Origin of the sequence: Nocardiopsis trehalosi NBRC 14201 (assembly GCF_001552555.1) — a bacterium.
Lineage (GTDB): Bacteria > Actinomycetota > Actinomycetes > Streptosporangiales > Streptosporangiaceae > Nocardiopsis_B > Nocardiopsis_B trehalosi.
The window spans coordinates 1-10,364 of record NZ_BCRK01000202.1 but is presented as its reverse complement, the minus strand read 5'-3'; the positions used below and the strand labels follow the sequence as shown (position 1 = coordinate 10,364).

Below are 10,364 nucleotides of genomic sequence, written 5' to 3'. Positions count from 1 at the left end.
CCCCCCCCCCCCCCCCCCCCCCGCCCCGCCCCCGTGCCGTGCCGTCGGCCGCGGGCTCAGCCCTTGACCGCGCCGCTGGTCAGGCCCTCCACGATGTAGCGCTGGAGGAACCAGAACACCGACAGCACCGGCACCGCGAGCAGCAGCGTTCCGGCCGCGAACATGCCGAACCGGTTGTTCCGCTGGTCGTCCACGAGCTGGTACAGCCCCAGCGCCACCGTCTTGGCCTCCGGGTCGCGCAGGAACACGCTGGCGATGAGGAACTCGTTGATGGTCGAGATGAACACCAGCAGCCCCACGATGGCCAGCACCGGGGCCACCAGCGGCAGCATGATCCGGAAGAACACCTGGGCGTGCGTGGCGCCGTCGACCCGGGCCGCCTCGTCCACCTCCAGGGGCACGGTGTCGAAGAAGCCCTTCATCAGCCAGGTGTTGATGCTCAGCGCGCCGCCCAGGTAGACCAGCATCAGCCCCCACGGGGTGTCGAACCCCACCCGCGGCCACAGCTCGCCGACCCTGCTGAACATCAGGTAGATCGCCACGATGGCGAGGAACTGCGGGAAGAGCTGGATCACCAGCAGCCCGTACAGCCCCACCCGCCGCCCGGCGAACCGGAACCGGCTGAACACGTAGGCCGCCAGTGCCGACAGGAACACCGTCGCCGCCGCGTTGGCCACCGAGATCAGCAGCGAGTTGAGGTACCAGGTGGCGAACGGGGTCTCGGTGAACAGCCGCACCACGTTGTCCACCCCGGCGCCCGAAGGGAGCAGGTGGGAGCTGCTGAGGGTGCCGCGCGGGTTGAGCGCGGCCGAGACCACGAACAGGATGGGGAACAGCGCGAACGCCAGGACCGCCCACATGACGGCGTGCCGCCAGCCGGCGGAGCGCCCCCACGCCAGCGCGCGCCGGGCGGGTGTCGGCCGGGTCATCGGTCCACCCCTTCCAGGGAGGCGCCGCGGCGCAGGCTCACCACGGACAGCACGGTCACGATGAGGAAGATGAACACCGACCCGGCCGCGGCCACCCCGTACTGGGCGCCCGCCTCGCCGAACGCGAGCCGGTAGGTGTAGGTGATCAGCAGGTCCGTGGCGCCCGCCGTGGGGTCGTCGGGTGGGAACGGCCCGCCCTCGGTGGTGAGCCACACCGTGTTGAAGTTGTTGAAGTTGAACGCGAACGTCGAGACGAGGATCGGCGCCATGGCCGTCATCAGCAGGGGCAGGGTCACGGCGCGGAACGCCTGCCAGGCGCCCGCGCCGTCGATGCGCGCCGCCTGCACCAGCTCCCGGGGGATGGCCTGGAGGGCGCCCGTGGCCACCAGGAACTGGTACGGGAAGCCGAGCCACAGGTTGACGAGCAGCAGCACCCCGCGCGCCGTCCAGGGGTCGCCGAACCAGTCGGTCTCCAGCCCGAAGAGGCGGTTGACCAGGCCGAAGTCGGCGTTGAACATGTCGCGCCACAGCAGCAGCATGGCCAGCGACGGCATCGCGTAGGGAAGCACGACCAGGACCCGGTACAGCCGGCGGCCGCGCAGCGGGCGGCCCGTGTGCAGCGTGAGCGCCACGGCCAGGCCCAGCACGAACACCAGCAGCGTGCTGCCCGCCGCGAACGCCAGGTTCCAGGTGAAGATGGCGAAGAACGACGAGCTGACCGACGGGTCGGTGAGGAACCGGAGGAAGTTGTCGGCGCCGACGCCGACCCGCCAGCCCTGAGACAGCCGCTCGCCGTCCGCGGAGACGAACGACCCCGTCTCGTCGTCGGCCGTGTACACCGTGCCGGTGGCGGAGTCGGTGACGCAGTCGCACCCGCTGTCGTAGACGCGGGCGGCCCGCCCCTCGTAGGCGCTGGACAGCCCGCTGGAGCGGATGCCGGTGCCCTCGCCGGTGGGCACGGTCAGCTCGTCGACCTCGGCCGACCGCCGGCCCACCTCGGCGGCGGTCAGCACGGTCAGGCCGGGGGCGGCGGTGACCTTGCCCGCGGCGTCGGTCTCGGCCCCGTTGAGCGGGACCAGCTCCTCGGCGGTCCCGGCGTACACGGCGCCGTCGGGGCCGGTGAGCAGGAAGACGAGTTCGCCGGTTGCGGCGTCGCCGCGCGCGGCGACGGTCAGCGTGTAGTCGGAGCCGCCCTCGGACCGGGACACCGACGCGGCCTCGATGGCCGCGATGGCCTGCTCCTTGTCGCCGCGGTGGCCGTCGCCGTGGTTGGTGACCGAGGTGCTGAGCGTGAACAGCACCGGGAGCACCTGGAAGGCGATGAGGAACAGCGTGCCGGGCAGCAGGTACTTCGCGGGGACGGACCGCTTGGACAGGTAGACGTAGAAGATCAGCGCCGTGACGGCGGCGACCGCGGAGAGGCCGAGCCACCGGCCCTGGGCGTAGAGCGGGAGGGCGGCCCACACGCCCAGGCCCGCGGCCAGCCCGAGCAGGGCGGTCTTGGCGACCTGCCCGGCCAGGGAGCCGCGGGGGGCGAGCGAGCCTCCGGGGAGGGGCGGGGGAGCGGGCGCCCCCGAGGGGGCGCCCGCCGTTCCGCGACGCTTCGGTGCCACGGTCAGCCGATCTCGTTCCGGATGTTCTCGGCCGCCGACCGCAGGGTCTCCTCGGGGTCGGCGCCGCTGATGATCGCGGCCTGGGCCTTGCCGAACGGGTCGAACACGGCGGCCATCTCCGGGATGGCGGGCATCGGCTGGCCGTTCTCGCCGGCCTCGATGATCTTGGCGACGTCGGGGTCGTCCGCGCCGACCTGCTCCAGGGCGGCGGTGAGCGCCGGCGGGCGCGGGTCGGCCTCGTAGAGGGCGACGGCCAGCTCGGGGTCGGCGACGTAGTTGGTGACGAACTCCTCGGCGAGGACCTTGTTCTGCCCGCCGGAGGCGACGAAGAACGCCTGCACGCCCACGAACGGGCGGGGCTCCTCGGCGCCCTCGAAGCCGGGGACGGGGGAGATGTCGTAGTCGATGCCGGCCTCCTGCGCGCCGGCGATGTTCCACGGGCCGGTCACGAAGAACGGGGTGCGGCCGTCCTCGAAGAGGGCCTTCACGTTGTCGGCGTCGATCGACCGCTTGAGGGCGCCCTCGCCCTCCTCGCCGAGTTCGGCGATGCGCTCGAAGGCGGCGATGGACTCGGGGGAGTCGATGCCGAGGTCGGCCGGGTCGTACCCGCCCTCGTCGTCGGTGCCGAACAGGTAGCCGCCGCCGGAGGTGAAGAAGGGCTGCAGGTGGTAGGGGTCGCCGGTCTGGCTGACCTGGAGGCCGAGGATCTCGTCGGCGTCCCCGCTGTCCACCAGCGCGGCGCCGGTCTCGACCAGCTCCTCGACCGTTGCGGGGGCGTCGGGCGCCAGCTCGGTGTTGCGCAGCAGGACGAGGTTCTCCTGGGCGTAGGGGACGCCGTACAGCCGCCCCTCGTAGGTGGCGGCCTCCAGGGAGGTCGGGGTGAACCCGTCCGCCGTCTCCTGCGGCAGCTCGACCGGGTCGATGGCGTTGTTCTGGACCAGGTTGCCGATCCAGTCGTGCGCGCCGACGAGGATGTCCGGGCCGGAGCCGCCCTCGTGCGCGGTCAGGAAGTCGCTCTGCAGCTGGTCGACGGCGACCGTCTGGATGTCGACCTCGATCCCGTTGGACTCGCCGAACTCCTCGGCGAACGGGCCGAGCACCTCGCCGCGCTCGGTGTCGGTCCAGATGACGAGCGCCCCGGCGCTCTCCTCCTCGGCGGCACCGCCCCCGCCGCCGCAGGCGGTCGCGGCGAGGGTGAGGGCGGCCGTGCCGGCGAGTACGCCGGCGCTGCGGATTCTCATGTCTCTCCCTTTCGGGGCACACAGCCGTGGGCGCCCCCCGCGCGGCCCGGCTTGTCCTTGTTGTGCGGTGATGTGACGCTAGCAACAGGCTGCAAGAAATGAAAGATTTTGCGGCTGAATTACATCACGATGTGGAAACACGGCCGCAACACGCCCGCCTCCCGCCGCCCGCCGCCGGACCCGGCCGCCCCGCACGGCCCCGAACGCCGGCGGCCCGGCCGCCCTCCGCATGGGGGCGGCCGGGCCGCCGAACGCGCCCGCGCGCGGTCAGCCGCGCAACCACACCGCCGTGTCGGCGGGCAGCACGACGCCGTCGGCCCGCTGCTCCACCGGGCCGCTCGCCACCAGTACCTCACCGGTCAGCGGCACCACCGCGGCCGCGCCGGACATGTTCACCGCGCACGCGAACCCCGCCCCCCGGCGGAACGCCAGGACCTCGGGACCGGTGTCGAGCCATTCGACGGCGTCGCCCGCGCCGACCGCGGCCTCCCGCCGCGCCCGCAGCGCCGCCGTGTACAGCGCGAGCGGGGACCCGGGGTCGGCCCGCTGCGCCGCGCGGGTCAGCCCCGCCCACTCCGCGGGCACCGGCAGCCACGGCACCGTGCCCGCCGGACCGAACCCGAACGGCGGCTCGGCCCCCTCCCACGGCAGCGGCACCCGGCAGCCGTCGCGGCCGCGCTCGGTGCGGCCCGACCGCTCCCAGGTGGGGTCCTGCAGCGCGTCCTCGGGCAGGTCGGTGACCTCCGGGAGACCCAGCTCCTCACCCTGGTACAGGTAGGCCGAGCCCGGGAGCGCCAAGGTGAGCAGGGTGGCCGCCAGGCTCCGGCGCAGGCCGGTGGCGCCCCCGCCGAAGCGGGTCACGTGCCGGGTGACGTCGTGGTTGGACAGCACCCACGTGGTGGGGGCGCCCACCGCCCCGTTGCTCGCCAGCGAGCGGTCGACGACCTCGCGCACGCGCCGCGGGTCCCACCCCGCCTGCAGGTACTCGAAGTTGAACGCCTGGTGCAGCTCGTCGGGGCGCAGGTAGCGCGCCACCCGCTCGGCGTCCTCGACCCACGCCTCGGCCACCAGGGCCCGCTGCCCCGGGTAGGAGTCGGCGATGGTCCGCCACCGGCGGTAGATCTCGTGCACGCCCTCCTGGTCGAAGTAGGGCAGCCGCGTGGTGCCGTCGAGCAGGTCGGCCTTCTGCCCCTCGGCGATGTCGGGCAGCGCCGCGTCCTTGACCATGCCGTGGGCGACGTCGATGCGGAAGCCGTCGACGCCCCGGTCGAGCCAGAACCGGAGCACGTCGTCGAACTCGGCGTGCACCTCGGCCGACGTCCAGTTGAGGTCGGGCTGCTCGGCGTCGAACAGGTGCAGGTACCACTCCTCGGGGGTGCCGTCGGGCCGCTTGAGCCGGGTCCAGGCCGGGCCGCCGAAGATCGAGTTCCAGTTGTTCGGCGGCTCCTCGCCGGCGGCGCCCCGGCCCGGCCGGAAGATGTAGCGCGACCGCACCGGGTCGCCCGGCTCGGCCGCCGCGGCCTCCCGGAACCACCGGTGCGCCGACGAGGTGTGGTTGGGCACGACGTCGATGATGACCCGCAGCCCCAGGTCGTGGGCTGCGGCGGTGAGGGCGTCGAAGTCGGCGAGGGTGCCGAACCGGGGGTCGACGTCGCGGTAGTCGGCGACGTCGTAGCCGCCGTCGGCCAGGGGGGAGACGTAGAAGGGGGTCAGCCAGACGGCGTCGACGCCCAGGGCGGCCAGCTCGGGCAGCCGGGAGCGGATGCCCGGCAGGTCGCCCTCGCCGTCGCCGTCGGAGTCGGCGAAGCTGCGCACGTAGATCTGGTAGATGACGGCGTCGCGCCACCATTCCCGCTGGGTCCGGGGTGTGGCGGTCCCGGGCTCGGGGGAGAACGGCATACGGGTCCCTCCATGTCGCCTGAGGCGAAACGTGTGGCTGCAATTCCTTGCGCAAGATTACCCACAACTTGCAATGGAATGGCAGGTCTCTTCCACTAGAGTGCTGGCATGGGAGCACGATTGGCCGACATCGCCCGGCACGCCGGCGTCAGTGAGGCGACGGTCTCGCGCGTCCTCAACGACAAGCCCGGGGTGGGCGCCGACACCCGCACCGCCGTGCTCTCCGCCCTCGACGTCCTGGGCTACGAGCGCCCGTCCCGGCTGCGGCAGCGCTCCGCGGGGCTGGTCGGCATGGTGGTGCCCGAACTGGAGAACCCGGTCTTCCCGATGTTCGCCCAGGCGGCCGAGGGCGCCCTCGCCCAGAACGGCTACACCCCCGTCCTGTGCACCCAGCCGCCCGGCGGGATCGTCGAGGACGAGTACGTCGACCTCCTCCTCGAACGCAACGTCTCCGGCATCCTGTTCGTCTCCGGGGTGCACGCCGACACCAGCGCCGACCACGGCCTCTACCGCCGGCTGCTCGCCCGCCGGCTGCCGATCGTCCTCGTCAACGGCTACACCGACCGGGTGGCCGCCGCGTTCGTCTCGGCCGACGACCGGCGGGCCGGCCACCTCGCCGTCGACCACCTGGCCGCGCTCGGCCACACCCGCATCGGCTTCACCAGCGGCCCCGACCGCTACGTGCCGGTGCGCCGCAAGCTCCAGGGCTACCACGAGGCCATGGCCGCCCACGGGCTGCCGGCCGACGGCCTGGTGGAGCTCTCCCTCTTCGGGGTCGAGGGCGGGCACGCCGCGGCCGCCCGCCTGCTGCGGCGCGGCGTCACCGCGGTCGTCTGCGGCTCCGACCTCATGGCGCTCGGCGCGGTGCGCGCCGCCCGCCAGGCGGGCCTGGCGGTCCCCCGCGACTTCTCCGTGGTGGGCTACGACGACTCCCAGCTCATCGCCTTCACCGACCCCCCGCTCACCACGGTCCGCCAGCCCGTGCAGGCCATGGCCCTGGCCGCCGTGCGCACCCTCTGCGACGAGATCGCCGGGCACGCGGTCTCCCGCGCCGAGTACATGTTCGACCCCGAACTCGTCGTGCGCGGGTCGACGGCCGCCGCCCCCGCCGCCGACCGCGCCGACCGCGCGGTGCGCGCCGGCTGACCCGCCGACCCCTCGCCCGCCCGCGCCCCGCTAGCGTGGACCGCATGCCCCACAGCGTTCTCCGGTCGGTCAGCACCGGCCGCGCCGCCCCCGCCGCCTGGGCGGGCCGGCCCCGCCGCACCGCCATCGACAAGCGGCCCGCCGCCGGACCGGTCGCCGTGCGCACCCTCGGCCTCGACGGCGACGAGCAGGCCGACCTGCGCAACCACGGCGGCCCCGACCAGGCCGTCTACGCATTCGCCCGCGAGGACCTCGACACGTGGGAGGAGCGGCTCGGCCGCCCGCTGCGCGACGGCGGCTTCGGCGAGAACCTCACCACCGCCGGCGCCGACCTCGCCGGTGTCCTCATCGGCGAGCGGTGGCGGGTGGGCACGGCCGTGCTGGAGGCCACCGTCCCGCGCACCCCCTGCGGCACCTTCCAGGCGTGGATGGCCGAACAGGGGTGGGTGCGGCGCTTCACCGACGACGCCCGCACCGGCGTCTACTGGCGGGTGCTCCAGGAGGGGGCCGTCACCGCGGGCGACCGCGTCGAGGTGCTGCACCGGCCCGACCACGGCATCACCGTCATGGCCGGGTTCCGCGCCCGCTACGACCGCGACCTCGCGACGCTGCGCCGCATCACCGCCATCCCCGGCCGCTCCGACAAGTGGCGGGAGGTCGAGGAGCGCGTCGCGGCGCAGGTCGGCCGCTGACCGGCCCATCCGGTCGCCGCCATCCCGCAGACTGAAGGCATGCCTTCTGTCGTGCTCGACGGCGACCCGGTGCCCGCCGACGGTTCGCTGCCCGCCTCCGCGCTCGCCGGGGCGGGCCGGCGCCCGTTCGGGTTCTACGTCCACGTGCCGTTCTGCGTCACCCGCTGCGGCTACTGCGACTTCAACACCTACACCGCGGGCGAGCTGCGCTCCCGCGACGGCGCCGCCACCGCCTCGCCCGCCACCTACGCCGACCAGGCCGCGGCCGAGGTCCGCCTGGCCCGCCGCGTGCTCGGCGCCGCCGACCTGCCGGTGAGCACCGTGTTCGTCGGCGGCGGCACCCCCACGCTGCTGCCGCCGGAGGACCTGGGCCGCGTCGTCGCCGCCGTGGACGACGCGTTCGGCCTGGCGCCCGACGCCGAGGTCACCACCGAGGCCAACCCCGAGACCGTCGACCGCGACGCGCTGCTCCGGCTGCGCGACGCCGGGTTCACCCGGGTGTCGTTCGGCATGCAGAGCGCCCGGCCGCACGTGCTCGCGGTGCTCGACCGCACCCACACCCCGGGCCGCCCCGAGCAGTGCGTGGCGTGGGCGCGCGAGGCCGGGTTCGAGCACGTCAACCTGGACCTGATCTACGGCACGCCGGGCGAGACCGACGCCGACTGGGCGGCCTCGCTCGACGCGGCCGTCGCGGCCGGGCCCGACCACGTCTCGGCGTACTCGCTGATCGTCGAGGACGGCACCCGCCTGGCCGCCCGGGTGCGGCGCGGCGAACTCGCCGCCCCCGACGACGACACCATGGCCGACCGCTACCTCATGGCCGACGACGCCCTCACCGCCGCGGGCTACGCGGCCTACGAGGTGTCGAACTGGGCGCGCGGCACGGCGGCGCGCAGCCGGCACAACCTGCTCTATTGGACCGGCGGCGACTGGTGGGGGGTGGGCCCCGGGGCGCACAGCCACGTCAACGGCACCCGGTGGTGGAACGTCAAGCACCCCGCCGCCTACGCGGCCCGCCTCGCCGAGGGGATCTCGCCCGGCCACGCGCGCGAGGTCCTCGGCGCCGAGGACCGCCGCTTCGAGCGCATCCTGCTGGAGCTGCGCATCGCCGAGGGCTGCCCGCTGGACCTGCTCGACGACGCGGGCCGGGCGGCCGCCGCCCGCGCGGCGGCCGACGGCCTGCTGGAGCCGGCGGCGCACGCCGCCGGCCGGGCCGTGCTCACCCGCCGCGGCCGGCTGCTCGCCGACGCGGTGGTGCGCGACCTGACCTGACGGCCCGGCCGGCGCCCGCGATGCGGCGGGCCCGGCGCGGGCCGGTGGGGGCGGGCTAGTTCACGGCCGGGATGGTGACCGGGTACTTGTACCACTCGCCGCGGTTGGCGGCCATGCCGGCGAGGATGCCGAACACCAGCCCGCCGACCCACAGCACCAGCCACAGCAGGTAGCCGATGATGATGAGGGTCAGCGCGCCCGCGATCACGTAGCCGATGACCATCATGATCTGGAAGTTGAGCGCCTGCGCCGCGTGGTAGCGGACGTAGGGCGAGTCGTCCTTCTTCACCAGGTACAGGATCAGCGGGAGGATGAACCCGACCACGGCGCCGCCGATGTGGGCGAGCATGGCCATGGTGCGGTCGTCCGACGACGACGGCCCGCCCTGCTGCCCGGGGGCGCCGTAGGGCTGCTGGCCGTACTGCTGCTGTCCGTACTGCTGCTGCCCGCCGTAGGGCTGCTGGTGGGACTGCTGGTAGGGCTGCTGCCCGTAGGGGGTCTGCGGCCCCGACTGCGGCCAGCCCTGCCCGTGGTGGGGGCCGGTGCCGTGCTCGGCGCCGGGCGCGGGGCCGTAGCCGCCCGGATAGGGGTTCTGGCCGCCCTGCCCGTCATAGGGGTTGGGCTGCTGCGGATAGCTCATGGTCTCCTCGTTCGGTGCGGAGATCGAACGCCGCCTCGGCGGCGCGGACGGTCGGACGGGGGCCGGAGGGCGGTCGGCCCGGTACCGGGCTCCAGGCTCGCGCCCGCCGGCGACGCTACTTCACCAGGCGGATGGCGACGGGGTAGCGGTACCACGACCCCTTGTTGGCGGCCAGCGCGGCGAGCACGCCGAACACGATGGAGGCCACCCACACCACGGCGACCAGGACGGACCCGATCCACGACTCGGCGGGCAGGTAGACGCCCATGACGATGTAGACGATCCACATGACGGCGTAGGGGATGAGCAGCGTGAGCTGGAAGTTCAGCGCCTCCGACGCGTGGTGCCGGACGAAGGGCGAGGAGTTCTTCCGCGTCGCGTACACGACGAGGGCGGCCAGCCAGCCGAGGCACGACAGGATGACGCCGGACAGGTGCGCGATCATCGCCCACGTGGTGGCGTCGCCGCCGCCCTGCTGCGGCCCCGCGGGGCCGGGCACGGGGTAGGCGCCGGACGGCTGGGCCGGTCCGGGCTGCTGGGGATGGCCCTGCTGCGGGTACCCGGGGTGCTGCTGGGGCTGCTGCGGCTGCTGGGGGGCGCCGTAGCCGGGCGCCTGCCCGGGGTGGCCCTGCGGCGCGTAGCCGGGCTGGCCGCCGGTGGGCTGGGCGTACCCGGGGGCGTAGCCGGGCTGGCCGCCGGTGGGCTGGGCGTAGCCCGGCTGCCCGCCGGGCTGTCCGCCGCCGGCCGGGGCGCCGTAGCCCGACGCGCCCCCGCTGGGGGCGCCGTACCCGGGCTGGGCGGGGCCGGGCTGCTGGGGCTGGCCCTGCTGCGGGTACCCGGGATGCTGCGCGCCGGCCTGCTGCGGCTGCTGCGCCTGCTGCGGCTGCTGGGGGGCGCCGTAGCCGGGCGCCTGCCCGGGGTGGCCCTGCGGC

General features: G+C 74.5%; 9 protein-coding genes. 3 read left to right on the top strand and 6 right to left on the bottom strand.

The features are described 5' to 3' along the window. Positions 1-56: 56 nt before the first annotated feature. The 4 genes from NT8_RS24455 to NT8_RS24440 all read right to left on the bottom strand — a co-directional run bounded on the left by NT8_RS24455 (position 57) and on the right by NT8_RS24440 (position 5,682). The gene (locus NT8_RS24455) at positions 57-929 is read right to left on the bottom strand and encodes a sugar ABC transporter permease (RefSeq protein ID WP_067974277.1); all 873 of its coding nucleotides are present in this window, start codon (positions 927-929) and stop codon (positions 57-59) included. After that, entirely contained in the window at positions 926-2,542 is a 1,617-nt protein-coding gene (locus NT8_RS24450; protein WP_067974274.1) for an ABC transporter permease subunit, read from the bottom strand. Before NT8_RS24450 ends, NT8_RS24455 begins: the two co-directional genes overlap by 4 nt. Positions 2,543-2,544: 2 nt before the next feature. After that, positions 2,545-3,783, bottom strand: coding sequence for a sugar ABC transporter substrate-binding protein (locus tag NT8_RS24445; protein ID WP_067974273.1), 1,239 nt, complete (start codon positions 3,781-3,783; stop codon positions 2,545-2,547). 267 nt (positions 3,784-4,050) lie between these two features. Further along, the gene (locus NT8_RS24440; RefSeq protein ID WP_067974269.1) at positions 4,051-5,682 is read right to left on the bottom strand and encodes a glycoside hydrolase family 13 protein; all 1,632 of its coding nucleotides are present in this window, start codon (positions 5,680-5,682) and stop codon (positions 4,051-4,053) included. Positions 5,683-5,790: 108 nt separating this feature from the next. Here NT8_RS24440 and NT8_RS24435 point away from each other — a divergent pair, with 108 nt between their 5' ends. The 3 genes from NT8_RS24435 to hemW are packed head-to-tail and all read left to right on the top strand — an operon-like array spanning position 5,791 to position 8,792. Then, on the top strand, positions 5,791-6,828 hold the full coding sequence (locus NT8_RS24435; RefSeq protein WP_084469242.1) for a LacI family DNA-binding transcriptional regulator: 1,038 nt from the start codon (positions 5,791-5,793) through the stop codon (positions 6,826-6,828). 44 nt (positions 6,829-6,872) lie between these two features. Further along, complete coding sequence (locus tag NT8_RS24430; RefSeq protein ID WP_067974265.1) at positions 6,873-7,520, top strand: MOSC domain-containing protein; 648 nt, start codon at positions 6,873-6,875, stop codon at positions 7,518-7,520. A 39-nt stretch (positions 7,521-7,559) separates the two neighbouring features. Continuing rightward, positions 7,560-8,792 carry a radical SAM family heme chaperone HemW gene (hemW, locus tag NT8_RS24425; protein WP_067974263.1) on the top strand — a complete coding sequence of 411 codons (1,233 nt, stop codon included), beginning with the start codon at positions 7,560-7,562 and terminating at the stop codon, positions 8,790-8,792. A gap of 55 nt (positions 8,793-8,847) precedes the next feature. Here the strand turns inward: hemW and NT8_RS24420 are convergent, their stop codons facing one another. Both NT8_RS24420 and NT8_RS31085 read right to left on the bottom strand, forming a co-directional pair. After that, the gene (locus NT8_RS24420; protein ID WP_067974260.1) at positions 8,848-9,432 is read right to left on the bottom strand and encodes a DUF4870 domain-containing protein; all 585 of its coding nucleotides are present in this window, start codon (positions 9,430-9,432) and stop codon (positions 8,848-8,850) included. A gap of 115 nt (positions 9,433-9,547) precedes the next feature. Then, the coding region (locus NT8_RS31085; protein WP_245646316.1) for a DUF4870 domain-containing protein at positions 9,548-10,364 on the bottom strand (817 nt) is incomplete at its 5' end.

Excerpts from the sequence above, each read along its gene's own strand:
- hemW (WP_067974263.1), top strand. The coding sequence starts at position 7,560 with ATGCCTTCTGTCGTGCTCGACGGCGACCCGGTGCCCGCCGACGGTTCG.
- NT8_RS24430 (WP_067974265.1), top strand. The coding sequence starts at position 6,873 with ATGCCCCACAGCGTTCTCCGGTCGGTCAGCACCGGCCGCGCCGCCCCC.
- NT8_RS24420 (WP_067974260.1), bottom strand. The coding sequence starts at position 9,432 with ATGAGCTATCCGCAGCAGCCCAACCCCTATGACGGGCAGGGCGGCCAG.
- NT8_RS24440 (WP_067974269.1), bottom strand. The coding sequence starts at position 5,682 with ATGCCGTTCTCCCCCGAGCCCGGGACCGCCACACCCCGGACCCAGCGG.
- NT8_RS24455 (WP_067974277.1), bottom strand. The coding sequence starts at position 929 with ATGACCCGGCCGACACCCGCCCGGCGCGCGCTGGCGTGGGGGCGCTCC.
- NT8_RS24445 (WP_067974273.1), bottom strand. The coding sequence starts at position 3,783 with ATGAGAATCCGCAGCGCCGGCGTACTCGCCGGCACGGCCGCCCTCACC.
- NT8_RS24435 (WP_084469242.1), top strand. The coding sequence starts at position 5,791 with ATGGGAGCACGATTGGCCGACATCGCCCGGCACGCCGGCGTCAGTGAG.